We start from the raw sequence: 21,544 nt of genomic DNA, 5'->3' as shown, positions 1-21,544 counted from the left end.
ACGGTACGCACAAGCAATGGGCCGGACATATCGCGACATGGCGAATATACGGCCCATCGCCCGGCGGTGTCGCCCGGGGGGCGGGCGGCGGCGTCAGCCGAAGAAGACGCCGACCTCGGCGTAGAGCGCGGGGTCGACCGTCTTGAGCTTGGCGGTCGCCTCGGTCAGCGGCACCCGGACGATGTCGGTGCCGCGCAGCGCGACCATCTTGCCGAAGTCGCCGTCCCGCACCGCGTCGATGGCGTGCAACCCGAAGCGGGTGGCCAGCCAGCGGTCGAAGGCGCTGGGGGTGCCGCCGCGCTGGGTGTGGCCGAGGACCGTGGTGCGGGCCTCCTTGCCGGTGCGCCGCTCGATCTCCTTGGCCAGCCACTCGCCCACGCCGGAGAGCCGGACGTGGCCGAAGGAGTCGGTGCTGCCGTCCTTGAGGACCATGTCGCCGTCCTTGGGCATGGCGCCCTCGGCGACCACCACGATCGGCGCGTAGCTGGCCTTGAAGCGGGACTCGATCCAGCGACAGACCTCGTCGACGTCGAAGCGCTGCTCCGGGATGAGGATGACGTTGGCGCCGCCGGCCAGGCCGGAGTGCAGCGCGATCCAGCCGGCGTGCCGGCCCATCACCTCCACGACCAGCACCCGCATGTGCGACTCGGCGGTGGTGTGCAGCCGGTCGATGGCCTCGGTGGCGACGCCGACGGCGGTGTCGAAGCCGAAGGTGTAGTCCGTGGCCGACAGGTCGTTGTCGATGGTCTTGGGCACGCCGACGCAGGGCACGCCGTACTCCGAGCAGAGCCGGGCGGCGACGCCGAGGGTGTCCTCGCCGCCGATCGCGATCAGCGCCTCGGTCTCGTGCTTGGCGAGGGTCTCCTTGATCCGGCGGACGCCGTCCTCCTCCTTGAAGGGGTTGGTCCTGGACGAGCCGAGGACGGTCCCGCCGCGGGGCAGGATGCCGCGCACGGCCGGGATGTCCAGCCGCACCGTCCTGTCGCTGAGCGGTCCGCGCCAGCCGTCCCGGAAGCCGACGAAGTCGTATCCGTACTCCTGGGTGCCCTTGCGGACGATGCCCCTGATCACCGCGTTCAGACCCGGGCAGTCGCCGCCGCCGGTCAGTACTCCGACCCGCATCGCTTCACCTTCATCCCGTCCGTGGCCGCGTACGGCCGTCCGTGAACGTAACGACCGTCACGCTAATGGTGATCTGGGTCACCCAGGGATGGGGTGTGCGCCGATTCCCCTCCACGCCAAGGGAGTTGGCGCCCGCTCTTCACCCGTACGAGCGCAAGGGGCGGGGCACGGGCGGGCGCCGCCCCCGGGTCAGACGCCGTCCAGGCCGCGCTCGATGGCGTAGCGCACCAGCTCGACGCGGTTGTGGAGTTGGAGCTTGCCGAGGGTGTTCTGGACGTGGTTCTGCACCGTGCGGTGCGAGATGACCAGCCGCTCGGCGATCTGCTTGTACGAGAGCCCCTTGGCGACCAGGCGCAGCACCTCGGTCTCGCGCTCGGTCAGCCGGGGGGCGTCCGGTTCGTCGGCGGCCGCCGGGGTCGGCTCGGTCGCCAACCGGCGGTACTCGCCGAGGACCAGGCCGGCCAGGCCGGGAGTGAAGACGGGATCGCCGGCGGCGGTGCGGGTGACCGCGTCGAGCAGTTCCTCGGTGCTGGCGGACTTCAGCAGATAGCCGGTGGCGCCGGACTTCACCGCCTCCAGGACGTCGGCGTGCTCGCCGCTGGCGGAGAGCACCAGTACCCGCAACGACGGGTCGGCGCCGACCAGTTGCTTGCACACCTGGACGCCGGGCAGCCCCGGCAGATTGAGGTCCAGGACCAGCACGTCGGGCGCCGCCGCCTGGGCCCGGCGCACCGCCTGCGGCCCGTCACCGGCCGTCGCCACCACCTCGAACCCGGCCTCCGCCAGATCCCGGGCGACCGCGTCCCGCCACATCGGGTGGTCGTCGACCACCATGACCCGCAGGCCCGTCCCGTCACTCATGCCCCGCCTCGCTTCGCCCGCCCCGCCCGGCACGCACCGACGAGGGGCGGCGCCCACCGCGCTCGTTCACGCGCCGGTCCTCCCCCGTCGTCCGTCCCTGGGCGCGGCGCCCTTGGGAACCTTCAACTCCACTTCCGTGCCCTGGCCGGGGACCGAGAGCCACTCGGCGCCGCCGCCCAACTCCCGCAGCCGGCCGCGGATCGAGAGCGCCGCGCCGAGGCGGCCCTCGCGCTCGGCCGCGGCGAGCCGGCCCTCGGGGATGCCGGGGCCCTCGTCGCGCACCGTCACGACCACCGCGTCCGGCTCGTCCTCCACCAGGATCCACGCGCGGGCCTCGGCCCCCACGTGCACCCGGACATTGTCCAACGCGGCACCGACAGCAGCGGTCAACTCCCCCGCGGCGGCGGCCGGCAGCGCGACCGGGCCGCCGGGGCCGGACAGCGTCACCCCGGCCCCGGCATACGGGGCGAGCAGCGCCATCAGGTCGCAGGGACCGCCGCGGCCGGCCGGCGCCGGGCCGCGGGCCGCCGCGCCGACCGCCGTGGTGTCCGCCGGCGCCACCGCCACCCGTTGCCGGGGCACCAGTCCGCCGGCCACCAACGTGCGCAGCGCCACCTCCTGTTCGCCCGCCATCCGCCCCAGTTCGGCCGCCTCGCCGCCGATCGCGGTGCCGCGCCGCTGCACCATGGCGAGCACCTGGAGCACGCTGTCGTGGATGTCGCGGGCCAGCCGCTCCCGCTCGCGGGTGGCCGCCTCGATCTGGAGAGCGCGCGCCAGGGTGCGCTCACTGGCCCGCGCCACCTCGACGACGTAGCCGATGGCGACGCTGGCCACCCACACCAGGACCACGTTGTGGACGGTGTCCCGGGCCAGCTCCTGGCGCTCGACGAGGTTGGCCGCGGCCACGATGGTGGAGGCCACCGCCGCCCACCGCCAACCGCCCTTGATGGCGAAGCCCAACACGGCGCCCGCCGTCCAGATGGACGGGAGAGTCGGGCTGCCGTCCATGATGCGGGCCTGGGTGTCGATGACCGCGGTGAGCAGGATGCCGCCGACCGCGAAGCCGAGGTCGACGACGAGGAACCGGCGGGTGCAGCGCTCGGCGGAGGTCGTCCGGCGCCAGGTCAGCCCGGTCCAGAGGGTGAGCACGGCCATGTACGCGGCGGCGCCCAACGGGTGCGCGTAGTGCGGGTAGGCCACGGTGCACAGGCACAGCGCGTAGACCAGGGTCAGGATCCGGTAGCCGGTCAGCGCCCGCCACAGCGGCAGCTCGACGGACATCCGCAGCGCCTTCTGGCGGCCCCCGTCGGCCGCGCCCGATGCGTCACCGCCCGCGGTCCGGGCGTCCTGTATGTCGGCATCCGTCATGCGGGCCCCCACCCCTCACCGGGGGCCGCGCCGCCCCCGGTCTCGACTCGTCCTTCCGTCCGCCGCGGCGAACGGCCCCCACCGGCCCGGCGCCGCCCCGTGCGCTACGCCTTCTTCTGCGCCTCCGCGGCCTTGGCCGCCTCGGCGATCTGCCGCTTGGCGGCGGTCGCGTAGATGTCGACGTACTCCTGGCCGGAGAGCTTCATGATCTCGTACATCACCTCGTCGGTGATCGAGCGCAGGATGTACCGGTCGTTCTCCATGCCCTGGTAGCGGCTGAAGTCCAGCGGCTTGCCGATGCGGATGCCGGGCCGGACCATCTTCGGCAGCACCTTGCCCGGCGGCTGCACCTTCTCGGTGTCGATCATCGCCACCGGGATGACCGGTGCCCCCGTGGCCAGCGCCACCCGCGCCAGGCCGCCGGGCTTGCCGCGGTAGAGCCGGCCGTCCGGGGAGCGGGTCCCCTCGGGGTAGATGCCGAAGAGCTCCCCGCGCTCCAGCACCTCAATGCCGCTCTTGATCGCCGCCTCGCCCGCGCCGCGGGCGCCCGAGCGGTCCACCGGGAGCTGCCCCACGCCCTTGAAGAACGCGGCCGTCAACTTGCCCTTCACCCCTGGGGAGGTGAAGTACTCCGCCTTCGCGATGAAGGTCACCTTGCGGTCGAGCACCGCGGGCAGGAAGAACGAGTCCGAGAAGGACAAGTGGTTGCTCGCGAGGATCGCCGCACCCTCGGCGGGCACGTTCTCGATGCCTTCCACCCAGGGGCGGAACGCGAGCCGCAGCGAACCGCCGATGGAAAACTTCATTGCGCCGTAGATCAACCGACTGCCTCCTGTGTCTGACGCACTGACCTTAACCCCCGCGCGGCGCACCGGAGGCCGCGGCGGGCCATCGGGCCGCGCGCACGCCCGCCGGCGGGCCGCGCGCGGGTCCCGCCCGGGACGGCGCGCGCCCGGCGCACCGCGCTCCTCAGCCCACCGCTCCCACCGTCCACGGCCCTACCCCGCCGCGGTTACTTTGCGTACCCTGAAGTAACCCGCCAGCCCCTTCATCGATCGGAGTCCTCCGGTGCCGCTCCTCCCCGGAGCCGAGCCGTTCCGCCGTGACGGCGGAGACGTCGGCGTCCTCGTCTGCCACGGCTTCACCGGCTCCCCCCAGTCCGTCCGCCCCTGGGCCGAGTACCTCGCCGAGCGGGGTCTGAGCGTCACCGTCCCGCTGCTGCCCGGCCACGGCACCCGGTGGCAGGACATGCAGCTCACCACCTGGCAGGACTGGTACGCCGAGGTCGACCGGGAGCTGCGCGCGCTGACCGAGCGCTGCGGCACGGTCTTCGTCTGCGGCCTGTCGATGGGCGGCGCACTGGCGCTGCGGCTGGCCGCCCGGCACGGCGACACCATCAGCGGGGTGGCACTGGTCAATCCGGGCAACAAGGTCCACGAGCGGGCGGCGCCGCTGCTGCCGGCGCTGCGGCACGTCGTCCGGTCCACGAAGGGCATCGCCAGCGACATCGCCAAGCCCGGTGCGACCGAGGTCGGTTACGACCGGGTGCCACTGCACGCCGCGCACTCGCTACGGGCGTTCTTCCGGCTGGTCGACGACGAACTCCCGCGCGTCACCCAGCCGTTGCTGGTGATGACCAGCCCGCAGGACCACGTCGTCCGGCCCACCGACTCCGACCGCATCCTCAGCCGGGTCTCGTCCACCGACGTCCGGCACACCCGGCTGGAGCGCAGCTACCACGTCGCCACCCTCGACCACGACGCGGAGCGGATCTTCGCGGACACCCATGACTTCATCACCCGGCTCGCCCCCGAGGCCCGGCCGGACGCGGTCCAGGAAGGGACGGCGGCCAGTGGCGGAGCGTAGTCCCCGCGACCCCCGCGACCCGCTCGACGAGGACGCCGCCTGGGCGGAGATCGTGGCGGGCTACGGCGAGCGCCCGGAGTTCCCGGGCCCGGACGCCGACGAAGCGACCGGCGACGAGCGGCCGGAGGGCACCGCGCCGGCCGAGGGCGCAGCCGCCGCCCCGGACTCCCCCGCGCCGCGCCCCGCTGACGACGACCGGCCCGGCGCGGGCGCCCCGGCCCCGGACGCCCCCGGCGACGTCCCCCCGTCCCGCCCCGGCAGCTTCGTGGTCTTCGCCCCCGGCGTGGGCCCGCGCGACTGGTCGGCCCGCGAGCCCTCCGACGACGACTCCCACGAGGACGACGAGGGCCACTTCACGCCGCCCGAGCCGCCGCCGCTGCCGCAGGCCGACACCACCACCAAGTTCGCCTGGATCGCGGCGCTCGGCGGCCCGCTGCTGTTGGTCGCCATGGTCGTCCTCCAGCAGCCGCTCACCTGGTGGATCGTCGTCCTGGGCGTCGGCGGCTTCCTGGGCGGCCTGGTCACCCTCTTCGCCCGGATGAACAACGACCACGACGAGGACGACGACCTGCCGGGCGGCGGCGCGGTGGTCTGAGCGCGGGCGCCTGAACGCGGGGGTCTGAGCCGGCTGTTGCCGCGGGGCGGCCGGTCAGCCGTCGGCCGGCACCCGCAGGGCGGCCAGCACCGGCAGGTGGTCCGAGGCCGCCCGCAGGTCCGCCGGGCGCAGGCCGGGCAGTTCCCGCGGCACCCCGCACCCGAGCACCTCGACGCCCCCGGTGGCGAACACCGCGTCGATCCGCTGCCGGGGCTCGTGCGCGCCGGAGGTGAACTCGCCGCCGCACGGCGCCGCCGCCCAGCCGTCCCGGAGCTCCGCCGCGATCCGCCGGAAACTCCGGCCGTCCGGGCGGTCGTTGAGGTCCCCGCCGACCACCGCGTGCCGCACCCCCAGCCCGGCGACGCGCTCCAACAGCAGCCCGGCCTGCGCGTACCGCTCCCGCGCGGACAGGCTCAGATGGCAGCTCACGACGCCGAGCCGGGCCCCGCCGAAGCGGAGCACCGCGGTGGCCAGGCCCCGCTGGTGCAGCCCGGGGGTGCGGGGCAGCAGCACGTCCTCGGTGCGCTCGACATGGGCGCGGAGGGTGGCCAGCACCATCGGGCCGGCGGTCGTCGCGCCGCCGGTGACGTAGACCAGGCCGGCGGACCGGGCCAGCCGTTCGGCGGCCTTGCGCCAGCGGAAGAACCGCGGCGCCTCCTGGACGAGGACGACGTCGGGGGCGCAGGCCCGGATGACCCGGGCCAGCGCCGCCGTGTCGTCGCGCATCGAGCGGATGTTGTAGCTAAGCACCCGAACGACCCCGGAGCCGCTCCGCTCCGCCCCGCCTCGGCGCTGTCCCCCGACCTCAAAAGCAGCGCACGCCTCGGCGGCGGAGGCCGCAAGTCCGGTCGTGGGCACGGCCGTTGCGGTGTCGGGGCCGGGCCCCGCCGGGCCGGACGCGGGCCGTCCGGAGCGCTCGCCGCCCATCCGCGTCAGCCCTGGCGCGCCAGGTCGGCCGCGCCCACCAGCCCGGCCTTGCCGCCGAGTTGGGCGGCGAGCACCTGGGCGTGCGGCCGCCATTGGCTGCCGACCAGCCAGCGCCTGAAGGACTTGCGGATCGGGTCCAGGACCAGTTCGCCCTCGTCCGAGACCCCGCCGCCGACGATGAACGCCGACGGGTCGAAGAGCGAGGCCAGGTCGGCGAGGCCGGCGCCGGCCCAACGGGCCAGCTCGCGGAACGAGTCGATGGCGACCGGGTCGCCGTGCCGGGCGGCCTCGCTGATGTGCTTGCCCTGGATGCCCTCGGGGGTGCCGTCGCCGAGCGCGAGCAGCGCCGCGGCGCTCTCCGGGGTGGCGAAGGCGCGCTGTCGGGCGTAGCGCAGCAGGGCGCGGCCGGAGGCGTACTGCTCCCAGCAGCCCTGGCTGCCGCAGCCGCACAGCAGGCCGTCCGGGACGACCCGGATGTGGCCGAACTCCGCGGCGACGCCGAAGCGGCCGCGGCGCAGCTTGTTGCCGATGATGATGCCGCCGCCCAGGCCGGTGCCGAGGGTGATGCAGATGACGTCGCTGTGCCCCTTGCCGGCGCCGAACTTGTACTCGCCCCAGGCCGCGGCGTTGGCGTCGTTCTCGACCACCACGGGGAGGCCGACGCGCTGCTCGACCTTGTCCTTGAGCGGCTCGTGGCGCCAGTCGATGTTCGGGGCGAAGAGGACCGTGGCCCGCTTCTCGTCCACGTAGCCGGCGGCGCCGATGCCGACGGCCTCGACGTGGTGGCCGGCGCCGACCGTGCGGACGGCGTCGGCGATGGCCTCGGTCAGCTCATCGGTGGCTCGCGGGGTCGCTACCTTGCACGTCTCAAGGATCGAACCCTCTTCGTCGACCACGCCGGCCGCGATCTTCGTGCCGCCGATGTCAACGCCGATGGTGAGTCCCATGTGTCCCTCAGTTTTCGCTCGAACCCCGCCGTGACCCACGGTACCGGAGGCGGGGGGAGCGTCAGTCGAGGTCGATGCGTTCGGTGCCGGACGGGCCGTCGTCGCGCGGATCGTCGGACCGTCCCCCGGAGCCCTCGTCGGTGCGCGCCTCGCGGGTCCAGCGACGCTCGCTGCCCTCGACCGCCGAGCGGTAGGCGGCGAGGAGTTCGGAGCCGGCCGCGGCGAGGTGGTCGAAGACGTCGGGGTTGCGCTCGATGACCGGCTCGACGGCCGCCTTGGCCTGTCGCAGCAGCCCGCCCACCGCGCCACTGGCGGCCATCCCGCCGAGCGCGCCGGGCAGTTGGATGCCGGCCAGCTTGTCGGTGACCGCCTCGGCCAGCTTGCGCAGCTCGTCAGCGGCGCTGCCCGGCGGGGGGCCGTAGGCGGCCCGGCGGCGGGCCTGCTCCGCGGCGAGGTCCTCGGCGCAGGCCGTCTCCCAGGCGTCGGCGTCCGGCGCGGCGCTGTGGTCGGCGGGACGCTCGGTGGCATCACTCATGGCGGGCTCCGTGGGCTCCTCGGACGGTGCGGACCGGGACGGTGCGCTGCGGTGCGGGCACCGCGGGGCGGTGACCGCTTACGACGTTACCCGAACGGGGGTGCCCACTTCAGTCGCTCGGCGCGCTCCGCGGCCACAGTCCCGGGTCCGGGGTGAAGCGGATCTCCAGGGCGCCGTCGCGCAGCGCGGCGCCGGAGACGGTGCAGCGGCGCAGCGCCGAGGGCAGCGTCCTGATCCGCCGGAAGCGGCCGACGGTCACCACGATCTCGTCGCCGCGGCGCACCAGGCCCAGGCCGTCCCGTCGGGCGCCGGGCAGCGGTACCCGCCAGACGAGGATGCCGTCCGTGGCCAGCCGGTCCTCGACGGTCCAGGGGTCGGCGGGCGCGGCGGCCGGCTCCGTGACGTGCTCGGCGGGCGCGGGCAGCAGCGCGCCGAGCTCCGCCACGCCCTGCGGGTCGCGGCCCAGGTGCGGGACCTCGTGCACCGGGACGTCGGGGAACTCCTCGCGCAGCGCCTTGAGGGCGGTCTGTTGGCCGCCTGCGAGGCCGGCCAGGAAGGGGTCGGCGGAGCCGACCGGGAGCAGCCGGTTGACCAGGACGCCGTCGGTGCGGCGGCCGTGCAGCGCGAGCCCGACGCGCAGCGCGCGCAGGGTGGCGGTGGCGACCGGGCCGGCGTCGGTGACCAGCCGCACGGAGGTGCCGGGGGCGTCCACCACCCGCTGGACGGCGGCGAGTTCGTCCTCCCAGCGCTCGGCGGCCTCGTACAGTTTCTGGGCCGGCATGGGGACGCCGGCGAGCTGGGCGAGCACCGGGCGCAGCGCGCGGGCGGCCTGGCGCTCGGGCGGCAGCAGGCGGCGGAGGTAGCGGCGGACCTGCGCGGGCAGGGCCAGCAGCCGGATCGTTTCGGCGGCCGGTGGCGCGTCGACGACCAGCAGCTCCCAGTCGCCCGAGGCGTGCGCGGCGCGCAGCGCGTGCAGCAGCGCGAAGGACTCGGAGCCGGGGAGTTCGGTCAGTTCGTCCTCGTCGAGGGGGGCCGCGCCGAGCAGGTCGAGGGCGGCGCCGGCGCGCTCCTGGAAGGCGAGGAACTCCTGGCGGAAGCGGTCCGCGGGGTCGATCCGGCGGGCGTAGAGGCCGGGGGCCCCGGCTATCTCGGTCGGTTCGGCGGTGCCCGGGCGGGCGTCGAGGACCACCTCCGGGGCGCTCGCCTGGGTGGTGAGCAGGAGGGTCCGGGCGCCCCGGCGGGCACCGGCCAGGGCGGTCGCGGCGGCGAGCGTGGTGCGGCCCGCGCCGCCGGGGCCGGTGACGAGGACGGTCCGCACGCTCAGTGCTTCTCGGCCTCGTCGGCGGGGGCGGCGGCGGACGTCGCGGGGTCGCCCTCCACGCGCTTCTTCAGGCCGGCCAGCGCCCGGTCGATGATGACCTTCTCGGCCTTGCGCTTGATCATCCCGAGCATCGGGATCTTGACGTCGACGGTGAGCTGGTAGGTGACCTCGGTGCGGGCGCCGCCGTCCAGCGCGGCGAGCCGGTAGGACCCGTCCAGGACGCGCAGCATCTGCGACTTCACCAGCGACCAGCTCACCTCGTCCTCGCCGGTCCAGGTGTAGGCGAGGGTGTGGTCGTCCTTGATGGCGCCGGCGTCCAGCACCAGGCGCACCTTCTCCGCGCGGCCCCGGTCGTCGCTGGCGAGGATCTCGGCCTCCTTGACCTCTCCGGTCCACTCCGGATAGCGGTCGAAGTCGGCGATCACTCCCATCACCTCGGCCGGTGCCGCCTCGATCGTGATGTTCGAGCTGGTGTGTTCGGCCATCGCCGTGACTCCTCCATACCGATTCATGCCGGTCCGCCGACCCTGCGGGGAAGACCCCGTTCCCAACGGTGTCGCTGCTGCTGAAGGCTACCGCGCGGCGGGGGACGGACCGACACCAGCGGGCCGCCGCGACGGGCTCACCACTCCAGCACGTAGGGGGTGCCGGTCGCGTTGAAGTGCCCGACATTGACGCATTCCGTACCGCCGATCCGCACCCGGTGGGCGAGCGGCTGATGGACGTGGCCGAAGAGGGCGTAGCGCGGCCGGGTGGTGCGGATGGCGTCCAACAGGGCGGCGCTGCCCCGCTCGAAGCGGCGGGCGACGGTGTCGTAGCAGAGCTCGGGGACGTCCGGCGGGATGTGGGTGCACAGCACGTCCACCTCGCCGAGCGCCTCGACCTTGGCGGCGTACTCCTCGTCGCCGATCTCGTAGGGCGTCCGCATCGGGGTGGTCAGCCCGCCGCCGACGAACCCGAAGACCCGGCCGCCGATCTCCACCCGCTCGCCGTCGAGGACGGTGGTGCCGGGCCCGGCGTACTCGGGCCAGAGCCGCGGCATGTCGACGTTGCCGAAGGTGGCGTAGGTCGGGGTGGGGAAGGCGGCGAAGAGGTCGGTGTACTGGCGGCGGACCGCGGCCTCGATGACCTCCTCCCGGCTGGCGCCGCTCGCGTCCAACTCGGCCCAGAGCCGGCGGCCCAGCGCGCGGGCCTCGTCGAAGCGGCGGGCGGTGCGCAGTGCGACCAGGGCGTCGGCGTTGGCGGCGCCGAAGAGGTCGGGGAAGATGCCGCGCGAGTGGTCCGCGTAGTCGAGGAAGAGGACCAGGTCGCCGAGGCAGACCAGGGCGTCGGCCCCGTCCCCGGCCGCCGCCAGGTCCCGACTGTTGCCATGGACGTCACTGACCACATGCACGCGCATGGCGTCACCCTAGATCGCGTCGGGCGGCGGCGGGAGGCCGGTGCCGGCCCCGCGGTTACTTTCGGGTCACCTCTGGGCTGGTCTAGTCTGCGCGTGCAGTCCCCATGACGTGTCCCCAGCATGTGACGCATCGAACATCTGGCCGTAACCCCCTATCCCAACGCACTACCGATGGGTAACGTCCGGGCCGTCCAATCCCCCGCATGATCATGGACCGCAGCCGGTGCGCACACAGCGTCGTGGCGCCGGCGCTTTCAAGGAGCAGCAGTCTTGCGCGAGTTCAGCCTTCCGGCCCTGTACGAGGTCCCCGCGGACGGCAATCTGACGGACCTGATCCGCCGCAACGCCGCGCAGCACCCGGACGTCGCGGTCCTGGGGCGGAAGGTCAACGGCGCCTGGGAGGACGTCACCGCCACCGTCTTCCTCGCCGAGGTCCGGGCGGCCGCGAAGGGACTGATGGCCGCCGGGATCCAGCCCGGCGACCGGGTCGGCCTGATGTCGCGCACCCGTTACGAGTGGACGCTGCTGGACTTCGCCATCTGGAGCGCGGGCGCCATCACCGTCCCCGTATACGAGACCAGTTCCGCCGAGCAGATCCAGTGGATCCTCGGCGACTCCGGCGCGGTGGCCTGCCTGGTGGAGACGCCCGCCCACGAGGCGACGGTGGAGTCGGTCCGCGACCGGCTGCCGGATCTGGCGAACATCTGGCAGATCGAGCGGGACGCGATCGCCAGACTGCGGGCCGCCGGGGACGGGATCACCGACGCGGAGGTCGACGAGCGCAGCGCGCTGGCCGACGCGGACTCCCCCGCCACCATCGTCTACACCTCCGGCACCACCGGCCGCCCCAAGGGCTGCGTGCTCAGCCACCGCAGCTTCTTCGCCGAGTGCGGCAACGTCGTCGAGCGGCTGCGCCCCCTCTTCCGCACCGGCCACTCCTCCGTGCTGCTCTTCCTGCCCGTCGCGCACGTCTTCGGCCGGCTGGTGCAGGTCGCCTCCGTCATGGCCCCGATCAAGCTGGGCCACGCGCCGGACATCAAGCACCTCACCGACGACCTGGCCTCCTTCCGGCCGACGCTGATCCTGGGCGTCCCCCGGGTCTTCGAGAAGGTCTACAACGGCGCCCGGGCCAAGGCGCAGGCCGACGGCAAGGGCAAGATCTTCGACAAGGCCGCCGAGACCGCGATCGCCTACAGCCGCGCCCTGGACACCCCCGGCGGCGCCTCCTTCGGCCTCAAGCTCCGCTACAAGCTCTTCGACCGCCTCGTCTACGGCAAGCTGCGGGCGGTGCTGGGCGGCCGGGCCACCCACGCCATCTCCGGCGGCGCCCCGCTCGGCGAGCGGCTCGGCCACTTCTACCGCGGCATCGGCTTCACCGCCCTGGAGGGCTACGGCCTCACCGAGTCCTGCGCGGCCACCGCGTTCAACCCCTGGGACCGGCAGAAGATCGGCACCGTCGGGCAACCGCTGCCCGGCTCGGTGGTCCGGATCGCCGACGACGGCGAGGTGCTGCTGCACGGCGAGCACCTCTTCACCGAGTACTGGAACAACCCGACGGCCACCCAAGAGGCGCTCTCCGACGGCTGGTTCCACACCGGCGACCTCGGCACCCTCGACGAGGACGGCTACCTCGCCATCACCGGCCGCAAGAAGGAGATACTCGTCACCGCGGGCGGCAAGAACGTCGCTCCCGCGGTCATCGAGGACCGCATCCGCGCCCACGCGCTGATCGCCGAGTGCATGGTGGTCGGCGACGGCCGTCCGTTCATCGGCGCGCTGATCACCCTCGACGAGGAGTTCCTGCCCCGCTGGGCCGAGGAGCACGGCCGCCCGGCGGACGTCACGCCCGCCCAACTCGCCACCGACCCCGAGCTGTTGGCCGCCGTCCAGCGCGCCGTCGACGACGGCAACGCGGCGGTCTCCAAGGCCGAGTCGGTCCGCAAGTTCCGCATCCTGCCGACCCAGTTCACCGAGGAGTCCGGGCACGTGACGCCGTCGCTGAAGCTGAAGCGGAACGTCGTCGCCAAGGACTTCGCGGAGGAGATCGAGGCGATCTACCGCGCCTAGGGCGTGTCCGGTGGGCCGGGGCCGGGCCGGGGACGCGGCGTGCGGCTACAGCAACTCCCGCAGCCTCTCCGCCAGTAGGTCCCAGCGCCACTTCTCCTCCACCCAGGCGCGGCCGCGGGCGCCCATGGCGCGGCGCAGGTCGGGGTCCTTGAGGAGGGCGACGATGCGTTCGGCGGCGGCCGTCGGGGAGCCACCGGGCACCACCCAGCCGGTCTCGCCGTCCAGCACCGCGTCGGGGGCGCCGCCCGAGTCGCCCGCGACGACCGGGAGTCCGGTGGCGGACGCCTCCAGGTAGACGATGCCCAGGCCCTCGACGTCCAGGCCACCGCGCCGGGTGCGGCACGGCATCGCGAAGACGTCGCCCGCGCCGTAGTGGGCGGGCAGCTCCTCCCACGGGACGGCGCCGGTGAAGCGGACCGCGTCGGCGACGCCCTTCTCCCTCGCCAGCGCGTGCAGTTGCTCCTCGTACGGGCCGCCGCCGACGACCAGCAGCACCGCGTCCGGCACCTCGGCGAGGATCCTCGGCATCGCCTCGATCAGGGTGTCCTGCCCCTTGCGCGGGACGAGCCGGGAGACGCAGGCCACCACCGGCCGGTCGGCGAGCCCGAGCCGGGCCCGTACCGCGTCGCCGCCCGAGCCCGGGTGGAAGGTCTTCTCGTCGACGCCAGGCGGGAGTTGGGCCATGCGGGCGGCGGCGGCCGGGGTCAGCGCGGCGGCGATCCGCGAGCGGGTGTACTCGCCGAGGTAGGTGAGGGTGTCGGTGCCCTCGCCGATCCGGCGCAGCAGTTGGCGGGCGGCCGGGAGCTGCGCCCAGCCGGCCTCGTGGCCGTGGGTGGTCGCCACGATCCGCTCCGCGCCGGCCGCGCGCAGCGCCGGCGCCATCAGCCCCAGCGGCGCGGCGGCCCCGAACCACACCGAGGAACAGCCGTGTTCGCGCAGCAGCGAGACCGCCCGCCGGGTCACCCGGGGCGTCGGCAGCAGCATCGTCGTGGCGTCCCGGACCACCGGGAACGGCTGCTCGGCGTCGAAGGCGGCGGTGGCCGCCCGGCCCTCCTCGCTCCGTTTCCAGGTGGAGGCGTAGACGACGACCTGGGCCGGGTCCAGCCGCAGCGCCATGCTGTGCAGGAATGCCTGGATGCCGCCGGGCCGGGGCGGGAAGTCGTTGGTGACGATGAGGGTCTTGTGCACGGTGGTCTCTTTAGGCGGTCGCGGTCTCTCGGCGGGCGGGCCGCGGGGCGGCCAAGGGCTCCGGGGCCGACAGTACCGGGTGGCCGCTCCGCCCCGGGCGCCGCGCCCCGCCACGCCCGCACCCGGCCTGCCCGGCGGACGTCGCGCCCGCCCGGCATCATGCAGGCACCACGACCGACGGGGTGACGATGACGAGCACCGACAGCCAGGCGGACGCGACGACGGACCCGGCGGCGGACCGCCCCGGCCGACTCCCCCGGGCCGCCCGCTCGACCGCGGTGGCCTGGGCGACGTGGGCCGCGACCCGCGCGCTGCTCCTGCTGTGCGTGCTGGGGGTGTTGACGCTCCCCGGCCCGGACGTCACCACCGACGTCTCGGTGATCTACCGCGGCTGGGCCGACGTCCTGGCCTCCGGCACCTTCCCGCTCGACGACGTCACCTGGCAGTACCCCCCGGCCGCCGCGCTGCCGATCCTCGCCCCCCGCCTGCTGCCGTTCCTCCCGTACGCCACCGCGTTCTTCGCCCTGCTGCTGGCCGTGGACGCGGCGGCGCTGGCGGTGCTGCTGCGCGCCGGGCGCCGGCCGGGGCACCGCCGCGCGGGGGCCTGGGTGTGGATCGCCGGCGTCGCCCTGCTCGGCCCGACCGCATACGCCCGCTACGACCTGCTGGTGGCGGCGGTGGCCGCGGCGGCGCTGCTCGCGGCGGCCCGCCGGCCGCGCACCGCGGGCGCGCTGCTCGCCTGCGGCGCCCTGCTGAAGGTGTGGCCGGTGCTGCTGCTGGTCGGGGCGCCGCTACGCGGCCGCCGGGCCCGCACCCTGTGGTGCAGCGCGATCGGCTGGGTCGCGGGTCTGCTGCTGGTCGCGGTCCTGGCCGCGCCGGGCGCGCTCGCCTTCGTCGGCTTCCAGCGCGACCGCGGCACCGAGGTCGAGTCGCTGGGCGCGCTGGCGCTGCACCTGGCCCGGCACGCCGGCTGGCCCGGCGCGGTCCAACTCCACTACGGCTCACTGGAGTTCCTCGGCCCCGGCGTCCCCCTGGTCAGCGCGGTGGCGCTGGCCCTGTCCGGCGCCGCGCTGGCCTGGCTGGTCCACTGGCGGCTGCGGGCGGACGGGCCGACCCCCGCGACGCTCGGCGACGCCGCCTTCACCGCCGTCCTGCTCTTCGTCACCACGAGCCGGGTGATCAGCCCGCAGTACCTGCTGTGGCTGGTCGGCACGGCCGCGGCCGGCCTGACCGTACGGGCCAGCCGGCAGGGCCCGCCGGCGGTGCTGGTGCTGCTGGCCGCCGGGGTGACGCTGCTGGAGTTCCCGGCCCACTTCGCGGACGTGGTGGCGAGCACCCCCTGGGGCATCGCGCTGCTGACCGCGCGCAACGGCCTCCTGCTCGCCGCGTCCCTGCTCGCCTGCCACCGCCTGTGGACCGCCGGCGGTCGCGGCCGGCCCGCGCCCGACGCCGGCGTCCCCGGCGCCCGCCCCTCGCTCAGTCCAGCTCCTGACGCACATACGCCCGCCACATCGCGGTGAACTCGGCCATCCCGACGCCCAGTTGGGTGCGCATGGCGCGCTCCACCACCGCGGTGCCGCGGGCGGTCCGCGGGGCGCCGCCCACCGCGGGGGCCGCCGAGCCGGGCGCCGCCGACGGGGCGGGGGTGCGCGCCTCCATGGGGGCCGTGCCCGGACGGGACGCGGCGGTGCGCAGCCCGCGCCGGCCGATGTCCCGGTAGAAGGCCATCAGCCGCGCCTCGCCCCACCTGTCGGCGATCATCCGGCAGGCCAGCCAGCCGCCCTCGTACGCGGTGGCCAGCCGCTCCGCGCCGGACCGGAAGCCGAAGTCGGCGTCGCTGGGCAGTCGGGCCGGCGGGTGGCCGGCGGTGACCGCGCGGGTCAGCTCCGGCGCGGTGGTCGCGGGCCGGCGGCGCACCTCCCGGTAGGCGACCCAGTCCGCGAACCCCTCCGAGAGCCACAGCGGAGTGGCCGGGGTGGTCAGCGCGCGGGTGGCGACATGGGTGGTCTCGTGGGTGAGGACGACCGTGCGGCCCAGGTCGTTGAGCTCCTCGTAGGCGTCGGGGTTGACGATCACCCGGTCCGCGGGGGCCGCGCTCTCCGCGCCCGCCTCCCCCGTCGTGACCGCCGCGATCCCGGAGTACCCCGACGGGTCGTCGCTGCCCATCAGTTGGGCCATCCGCTCGACGGTGTCGGGCGCCTCCACCACCACCTTCCGGGCCCACTTCTCCTTCCAGGCGGCGGAGACCGCGGGCACCGCCGCGTCCACCCGCTTCGCCAGATCGCGCAGCCGCGCCGGGTCGCCGGCCCCGCCCAGCACCAGGCCATACCGGCCGCGCACCACCGTCACCGGGCCCTGGTCCCAGAGCTGACGGGTGCCGACCCGGCCGTCCGCGGCGCCGTCGGAGTCGGAGCTGACCAGCCAACGGCCGTCCCGCTCGGTCAGGGTGAGGTACTGGAAGCTGGTGACCGGCGCGGTGTCGAAGCCCTTGAGGCGGTAGCGCAGCCGCACCTGCGCGGCCAGCCGCTTCCCGCCGCCCATCGGCAACGGGAAGGCGCCGGTGGCGACCAGGTCGTAGCGCCAGTCGGCGAGCGGGACGGCGGCGAGGTGGTCTGCGACCTCGCGCTGCCGGGCGCGGAAGCCGGTGGCCCGGGGGTCGACGGAGGACAGGAAGGCCCCGGTGTCGTGCCGCCGGACGGCGTCGGCCCGCGCGTCGAGCATCTGTTGGGCCCCCGGGTACTGCGCGGTGGGCCCCTCAGCGGGCGCGCACCCGGCGAGCGGGACCAGCAGCGCGCACAGCGACACCGCGCAGCCGACCGGCCGTGCGACCCGCCCCGGCCCCCTGCGTCGCGCCCTCTGGTCCGCCATGCGGCCGATCGTAAGGGCGGCCCGGCCGGCACAAAAACGCAGGGGCGGACGGCTCAGGGCCTGGTGACCGACGAGACCGGCATCATGCCGACCGGGTCGTAGCGCACCCGGGCGCCCGGATAGGGCGCGTGCACGACCTGCCCGTTGCCGACGTACATCCCGACGTGGCTGGCGTCCGAGCGGTAGATGACCAGGTCGCCGGGGCGGGCCTCGGACAGCGGGATCCGGGTGCCGGCGCCGCGCTGGGCCTGGGAGGTGCGCGGCAGCGAGACGCCGGCCTTGCCGTAGGCCCATTGGGTGAGGCCGGAGCAGTCGAACGACGAGGGTCCGGTGCTGCCCCAGGCGTAGGGGGAGCCGATCGCGGCGCGCACCGCGGCGACCGCGGCCGCGGCCCGGTCCGTGCCCGCCTCGATCCCGGTCAGGTCCGGCACCTGCTCGTCCCGCCCGTCGCTGCGGGTGACCCGGTCGTACGCGGCCCGGGCCGGCGCGGGCAGGGCGTTGAGCAGCCGCCGCGCGGTGGCCAGCTTCCGCTGGACGTCCTTCTTGTGCTTGGCCACCTCGACGCGGCCGGCCTCCAGTTGGGCCAGCTTCCGGGCCGCTTCCCGGCGCTGCTGGTCCAGTTGACGGGTGGCGGCCTGGAGCCGGTGCAGCTCGCGGGCCTGGGTGCCGCTGAGCCGGTCCAGCGCGGACGCCTTCTCCAGGTAGCTTTCGGGCCGTTCGGAGAGCATCAGTCGGACGCCGGGGTCGATCCCGCCGGACCGGTACTGGGCGGCGGCCAGCGCGCCGAGCCGGGACCGCATGCCGTTGACCTGCTCCAGGGTGCGCGCGGCGCGGTCCTGGAGGGCGGAGACCTCGCCGCGCAGTTGGGCGGTGTGGGCGCTGGCCTCGTCGTACTTCTCGGTGGCCCGCTCGGCCTCCTCGTAGAGCTTGCCGACCCGGGCGGCGGCGTCCTGGCGGCCGGCCGAGGGGTGTTCGACGGGGTCGGCGCTGGCCGGCTGGGCCGACAGCGCGGCGGCCGCGGTCGCCAGGGCGGCGGACAGGACGGTGACCGAGGCGAGGGTCGTCTGACCGCGCTGCGAGGTACGGCGATGGGACACCACGAGGGCCGCAACTCCTTCCGTGTGCAGCCCCTGCCGCCCGGGCGGGACGGTCGGTGATCCGGCGACTGCGAGGGCAGACAGTAACCGCGCCGCGGTACGCCGGCCAAAGACCGCTTTTCGTACCCAAAAAGCCGCTCCGCCGGTGACTTCGCAGGTCACCGGCGGAGCGGCAGGTCAGTGGCGGGGGCCGCAATTCGCCCGATCGGGCGGTGGGTTGCGGGTGTTGTGAGTCTTTTCAGACCCGCACGCCGAACTGGAACGGCATGTTGTTGATCGACTCGTAGCGCACCGCGGCGCCCGGCTTCGGGGCGTGCAGCACGGTGCCGTTGCCGGCGTAGAGGCCGATGTGGTGCAGGTCGCCGTAGAAGAGCACCAGGTCGCCGGGCTTCAGGGCGCTCTCCGAGCCGATCCGGGTGCCGGCGTTGGCCTGCTCCTGCGAGGTGCGCGGCAGCGACTGGCCGGCCTGCGAGTACGCCCAGGACGTCAGGCCCGAGCAGTCGAAGGAGGACGGGCCGGTGGCGCCCCAGACGTACGGGGAACCTATCTTCGACTGGGCGGCGGCCAGGGCGGCCGCACCGCGCTGCGAGGCCGGCACGTCGTCGCCGAGGTTGACCCGGTCGTTGCTGCGGTTGGCCCGGTCGTCCGCGGCCTGCATGGCCGCCCGCTCCTTGGCGGTCAGGGTGTTGAGCAGCTCCTGCGCCTTGGCCAGCTTGGCCTTGATCTCGTCCTTCTTGTCCCCGAGCGACTTGCGGGTCTCGGAGAGGTCCTGGATCTTGCTGGCGGCCTCCGCGCGCTCCTGGGCGAGTTGGCGCTGCTTGTCCGCGATGGTCTTGAGCTGCTCGGCCTGCTTGCCGCTCAACTGGTCGAGCGTGGCGGCCTTTTCGAGGTAGGTGTCCGGATTGCCGGAGAGGAACAACTGGACCGAGGGGTCGATGCTGCCGCTGCGGTACTGGCCGGAGGCGATGGCGCCGAGGCCCTTGCGGAGCTGGTTCAGATCGCCCTGGCCGCGGGCCACCTTGTCCTGGAGGTCGTCGACCTCCTTCTGGAGCTTGTCCTGCTGCTCCTTGACGCCGTTGTACTTCTCGGTGGCCTGCTCCGCGTCGTTGTAGAGCTTGTCGACCTCGGACTTGACGTCCTTCTTCGACTGGCTCGGATCGGCGTGCGCCGCCTGGGACGAGAGGGCGACGGCCGCGGCGGCGGTCGCGGTGAGCACGGTCACACGAGTACGGCTCGGCTGCTTGGGTCGACGGTGGGACGCCACGGGGGCGAGCTCCTTCTTCCTCCAGCCGCCTACCGGGAGTGGGGGGAGCTTGGGGTCCCCGGCTCCGCGCGAACGCCGCGGACTCGGCGGTACCTTCACTGACCGTCCCGGGTGGATGATCACCTGTATGAAGGTTCGAGGCCCGACCTTAGTAACCGAGTTGTGATCGCTTCAAATCCTCACGGGGAATTTCTGCACCGTCGCCCCCAACTTTTACCAACATCACACGGCCAGTAAGCGGCATTTGACGCTCCGATACGAAGCGCGGGCGCATGCCCCCGGCGATATTCCGGTCTGGGTGTGAAATGTCAGGTTCGGGCAAGTCGCTTGAGCAGCAAGGCGGATGCCACCGGCCGGGCCCCCGCCTTGGCGACCCCGTCGGCCACCTCACGGTCCGAGGAGACCACCACCACCGGGCGGCCCGCCGGCTCGGCCCGCACCAGCTGCCGGATCAACTCGTCGGCCGTCACGCCCGGTTTGCTGAACAGCACCCGCACCCCGCGCGGCGGCGCCAACAACACCGGCGCGGCCAACTCCGCCCCGTCGAAGACGCACGTCATCTCCGCACCGGTCTGGGCCGCCAGCACCGCCAACCCGCCCAGCAGCCGCAGCCGCTGCTTCTCCAACGGCATCGTCGGATAGCCGGTCTTGGTGACGTTGTAGCCGTCGACGACCAGATGCGCCTGGGGCAGCGCCAGGAGTTGGTCCAGCAGCGCCGGATCGGTCTCCGACAGCGCCCGGGTCGCGATGTCCTTGGGCGTCATCCGGCCCGGCTCGACCGCCTCGACGGTGTCCGCGGGACGCCCCGCCGCGGGCGGCAGCGCCAACTCCCGGCGCAGCCCCTGCGCCGCGTCCAACACCGTGTCCAACAGCAGCCGCAGCCGCATGTCCTCCACGCTGCGCCCCTCGCGGGCCGACCGCCGACTGGCCTCCAACGCCGCCTCGGCCTCCGCGATCCGCGCCTTGAACCGGCGCACCTCGCTGTCCGCCGCCGCCTTGTCGGTCGCCGCCCGCTCCCGGACCTCGGCCAGCGCGGCCTCGACCTTGCGGACCGCGGCCTCCCCGCGCCGGATGTCGCTGAGCGCGCTGCGCAGCTTCCGCTGCAACGACTCGTTCTCCTTGCGGGCCGCCTCCAGATCCGCCCGGACCCGGTCCGCCTCGCCGCGCGCCTCGCCGCGCGCCTGCGCCAACTCCTCGCGCAGCCGGGCCAACTCCCGCTCGGCCTCCTCGCCGGCCCGCTCGGCGCGCGCCCGCTGCGCCTCCTCGCCGGCCGCCGCGACCAGCTTGACCCAGCCCTCGGGCCGCAGCACGTACGCCGCCGCCGCGACGTCCAGCGGATCGGCGGCGGCCGGCAGGGTCCCCTGCTCCAGCGCCTCGGCGAGCTCCGGCTGCGCCTGCCGCAGCTTGCCCGCGATCCGCTGCCGGAACACGGCGTCGCCCTCCAGCGCCGCGGCCATCGCGTTCCCGGCGAACTTGGCCCGACGGGTCGGGGTGAAACGGGCGTACTGCCGCAAGGGGGGCGGGAGTTCGGAGACCGTCAGCGCCCCGAACCACTCCGCGGTGAGCGCCACGACGCGGCGCCGTACGCCCTCGGGCAGTGGCTGATCGAGCACCTCGTCGGCCACCCCTCCGGGCGCGTCCGCACGCTCCGCCCCCAGCTCCCCTTCTGGACGTTCCACCACGGCTGCATCGCTCCGATCTCAGGCGCTCGCGCCCGGACGGTCCACCAGCTCGATCTGGTCGACCGCGTTGCACCAGCGGCAGCGCACGGACTCCACGGTCTCGCTGACGACCTCGCGCTCCTCCACCGACGGCTCACCGGCCAGATCCAGGTGCACGTACTCCACCACCTTGGACCGGCGGGTCACATCAAACCGGGTGAGATTGCCACAGAGCACACAGCGCCACCGGGTTTCCGCCGTCGGCAGGGGAACAGCCATCGTGTCGTCCTCTTTCGTACTCGTGCTGCGGTGCGCCCCGCGCGGGTGCGCCGCCGGACTGCGGAAATACGCAAGGTACTGCCTGTAACCCTACGGCCTGGCAGGGGGCCGGCGCGGGCCCGCCCGGAAGCCGGGACGCGGCGAGGCACTCTGTCCCGTGTGCCCGCATTGCGCCATGA

Annotated in this window: 20 protein-coding genes; 4 read left to right on the top strand and 16 right to left on the bottom strand. The window is 74.3% G+C overall.

What is annotated here, in order from left to right; translation table 11 throughout:
* Positions 1-93: 93 nt before the first annotated feature.
* The 4 genes from PV796_RS27750 to PV796_RS27735 form a co-directional block, all read right to left on the bottom strand.
* On the bottom strand, positions 94-1,122 hold the full coding sequence (locus tag PV796_RS27750; protein ID WP_274916120.1) for a 6-phosphofructokinase: 1,029 nt from the start codon (positions 1,120-1,122) through the stop codon (positions 94-96).
* Positions 1,123-1,311: 189 nt separating this feature from the next.
* Positions 1,312-1,983, bottom strand: a complete 672-nt coding sequence (locus tag PV796_RS27745; protein ID WP_274916119.1) for a response regulator — start codon at positions 1,981-1,983, stop codon at positions 1,312-1,314.
* A gap of 66 nt (positions 1,984-2,049) precedes the next feature.
* Positions 2,050-3,264 (bottom strand): MacS family sensor histidine kinase, encoded by a 1,215-nt coding sequence (gene macS / locus PV796_RS27740; protein ID WP_274919273.1) that lies wholly within the window; start codon positions 3,262-3,264, stop codon positions 2,050-2,052.
* A gap of 191 nt (positions 3,265-3,455) precedes the next feature.
* Positions 3,456-4,157, bottom strand: coding sequence for a lysophospholipid acyltransferase family protein (locus PV796_RS27735; RefSeq protein WP_274916118.1), 702 nt, complete (start codon positions 4,155-4,157; stop codon positions 3,456-3,458).
* Positions 4,158-4,419: 262 nt separating this feature from the next.
* On the opposite strand from PV796_RS27735, the gene PV796_RS27730 reads away from it, so the two are divergent.
* Both PV796_RS27730 and PV796_RS27725 read left to right on the top strand, forming a co-directional pair.
* Positions 4,420-5,217 (top strand): alpha/beta hydrolase, encoded by a 798-nt coding sequence (locus PV796_RS27730; RefSeq protein ID WP_274916117.1) that lies wholly within the window; start codon positions 4,420-4,422, stop codon positions 5,215-5,217.
* Positions 5,204-5,812: a hypothetical protein gene (locus PV796_RS27725; protein ID WP_274916116.1), complete on the top strand. Its 609-nt coding sequence runs from the start codon at positions 5,204-5,206 to the stop codon at positions 5,810-5,812. The genes PV796_RS27730 and PV796_RS27725 overlap by 14 nt, the downstream gene beginning before the upstream one ends.
* 54 nt (positions 5,813-5,866) lie before the next feature.
* Here PV796_RS27725 and PV796_RS27720 read toward each other — a convergent pair whose 3' ends face one another.
* The 6 genes from PV796_RS27720 to PV796_RS27695 all read right to left on the bottom strand — a co-directional run bounded on the left by PV796_RS27720 (position 5,867) and on the right by PV796_RS27695 (position 10,941).
* The gene (locus PV796_RS27720) at positions 5,867-6,562 is read right to left on the bottom strand and encodes an endonuclease/exonuclease/phosphatase family protein (RefSeq protein ID WP_274916115.1); all 696 of its coding nucleotides are present in this window, start codon (positions 6,560-6,562) and stop codon (positions 5,867-5,869) included.
* A gap of 182 nt (positions 6,563-6,744) precedes the next feature.
* Positions 6,745-7,686 (bottom strand): ROK family glucokinase, encoded by a 942-nt coding sequence (locus tag PV796_RS27715; RefSeq protein WP_274916114.1) that lies wholly within the window; start codon positions 7,684-7,686, stop codon positions 6,745-6,747.
* 61 nt (positions 7,687-7,747) lie between these two features.
* Positions 7,748-8,221 carry a DUF5304 domain-containing protein gene (locus PV796_RS27710; protein ID WP_274916113.1) on the bottom strand — a complete coding sequence of 158 codons (474 nt, stop codon included), beginning with the start codon at positions 8,219-8,221 and terminating at the stop codon, positions 7,748-7,750.
* Positions 8,222-8,330: 109 nt separating this feature from the next.
* On the bottom strand, positions 8,331-9,539 hold the full coding sequence (locus PV796_RS27705; protein ID WP_274916112.1) for an ArsA family ATPase: 1,209 nt from the start codon (positions 9,537-9,539) through the stop codon (positions 8,331-8,333).
* Positions 9,540-9,541: 2 nt separating this feature from the next.
* Complete coding sequence (locus PV796_RS27700; RefSeq protein WP_274916111.1) at positions 9,542-10,027, bottom strand: SRPBCC family protein; 486 nt, start codon at positions 10,025-10,027, stop codon at positions 9,542-9,544.
* Between the two features lie 137 nt (positions 10,028-10,164).
* Complete coding sequence (locus PV796_RS27695; protein ID WP_274916110.1) at positions 10,165-10,941, bottom strand: metallophosphoesterase family protein; 777 nt, start codon at positions 10,939-10,941, stop codon at positions 10,165-10,167.
* A 270-nt stretch (positions 10,942-11,211) separates the two neighbouring features.
* Here PV796_RS27695 and PV796_RS27690 point away from each other — a divergent pair, with 270 nt between their 5' ends.
* Positions 11,212-13,008: an AMP-dependent synthetase/ligase gene (locus tag PV796_RS27690; protein ID WP_274916109.1), complete on the top strand. Its 1,797-nt coding sequence runs from the start codon at positions 11,212-11,214 to the stop codon at positions 13,006-13,008.
* Positions 13,009-13,053: 45 nt separating this feature from the next.
* Here PV796_RS27690 and PV796_RS27685 read toward each other — a convergent pair whose 3' ends face one another.
* Entirely contained in the window at positions 13,054-14,196 is a 1,143-nt protein-coding gene (locus tag PV796_RS27685; RefSeq protein ID WP_274916108.1) for a glycosyltransferase family 4 protein, read from the bottom strand.
* Positions 14,197-14,384: 188 nt separating this feature from the next.
* Between PV796_RS27685 and PV796_RS27680 the strand changes: the two genes are divergently transcribed.
* Positions 14,385-15,716 carry a glycosyltransferase 87 family protein gene (locus PV796_RS27680; RefSeq protein WP_274916107.1) on the top strand — a complete coding sequence of 444 codons (1,332 nt, stop codon included), beginning with the start codon at positions 14,385-14,387 and terminating at the stop codon, positions 15,714-15,716.
* Here the strand turns inward: PV796_RS27680 and PV796_RS27675 are convergent.
* The 5 genes from PV796_RS27675 to PV796_RS27655 form a co-directional block, all read right to left on the bottom strand.
* Positions 15,673-17,064, bottom strand: coding sequence for a hypothetical protein (locus tag PV796_RS27675; protein WP_274916106.1), 1,392 nt, complete (start codon positions 17,062-17,064; stop codon positions 15,673-15,675). The genes PV796_RS27680 and PV796_RS27675 overlap by 44 nt on opposite strands.
* Positions 17,065-17,117: 53 nt before the next feature.
* Positions 17,118-18,164 (bottom strand): C40 family peptidase, encoded by a 1,047-nt coding sequence (locus PV796_RS27670; protein ID WP_274916105.1) that lies wholly within the window; start codon positions 18,162-18,164, stop codon positions 17,118-17,120.
* A 235-nt stretch (positions 18,165-18,399) separates the two neighbouring features.
* Entirely contained in the window at positions 18,400-19,425 is a 1,026-nt protein-coding gene (locus PV796_RS27665) for a C40 family peptidase (protein ID WP_274916104.1), read from the bottom strand.
* Between the two features lie 308 nt (positions 19,426-19,733).
* Positions 19,734-21,050 carry an NYN domain-containing protein gene (locus PV796_RS27660; RefSeq protein ID WP_274919272.1) on the bottom strand — a complete coding sequence of 439 codons (1,317 nt, stop codon included), beginning with the start codon at positions 21,048-21,050 and terminating at the stop codon, positions 19,734-19,736.
* A gap of 75 nt (positions 21,051-21,125) precedes the next feature.
* On the bottom strand, positions 21,126-21,365 hold the full coding sequence (locus PV796_RS27655; protein ID WP_274916103.1) for a hypothetical protein: 240 nt from the start codon (positions 21,363-21,365) through the stop codon (positions 21,126-21,128).
* Positions 21,366-21,544 lie beyond the last annotated feature (179 nt).

Origin of the sequence: Streptomyces sp. WZ-12 (assembly GCF_028898845.1) — a bacterium.
GTDB lineage: Bacteria > Actinomycetota > Actinomycetes > Streptomycetales > Streptomycetaceae > Streptomyces.
Note: the sequence above shows the minus strand (reverse complement) of the source record. Positions and strands in the feature narration are given on the sequence as shown.

What these genes read in the sequence shown, in the direction of transcription:
- PV796_RS27750 (WP_274916120.1), bottom strand. Translation starts at nt 1,122, where the DNA reads ATGCGGGTCGGAGTACTGACCGGCGGCGGCGACTGCCCGGGTCTGAAC.
- PV796_RS27745 (WP_274916119.1), bottom strand. Translation starts at nt 1,983, where the DNA reads ATGAGTGACGGGACGGGCCTGCGGGTCATGGTGGTCGACGACCACCCG.
- macS (WP_274919273.1), bottom strand. Translation starts at nt 3,264, where the DNA reads ATGTCCGTCGAGCTGCCGCTGTGGCGGGCGCTGACCGGCTACCGGATC.
- PV796_RS27735 (WP_274916118.1), bottom strand. Translation starts at nt 4,157, where the DNA reads ATGAAGTTTTCCATCGGCGGTTCGCTGCGGCTCGCGTTCCGCCCCTGG.
- PV796_RS27715 (WP_274916114.1), bottom strand. Translation starts at nt 7,686, where the DNA reads ATGGGACTCACCATCGGCGTTGACATCGGCGGCACGAAGATCGCGGCC.
- PV796_RS27710 (WP_274916113.1), bottom strand. Translation starts at nt 8,221, where the DNA reads ATGAGTGATGCCACCGAGCGTCCCGCCGACCACAGCGCCGCGCCGGAC.
- PV796_RS27700 (WP_274916111.1), bottom strand. Translation starts at nt 10,027, where the DNA reads ATGGCCGAACACACCAGCTCGAACATCACGATCGAGGCGGCACCGGCC.
- PV796_RS27695 (WP_274916110.1), bottom strand. Translation starts at nt 10,941, where the DNA reads ATGCGCGTGCATGTGGTCAGTGACGTCCATGGCAACAGTCGGGACCTG.
- PV796_RS27680 (WP_274916107.1), top strand. Translation starts at nt 14,385, where the DNA reads ATGACGAGCACCGACAGCCAGGCGGACGCGACGACGGACCCGGCGGCG.
- PV796_RS27675 (WP_274916106.1), bottom strand. Translation starts at nt 17,064, where the DNA reads ATGGCGGACCAGAGGGCGCGACGCAGGGGGCCGGGGCGGGTCGCACGG.
- PV796_RS27655 (WP_274916103.1), bottom strand. Translation starts at nt 21,365, where the DNA reads ATGGCTGTTCCCCTGCCGACGGCGGAAACCCGGTGGCGCTGTGTGCTC.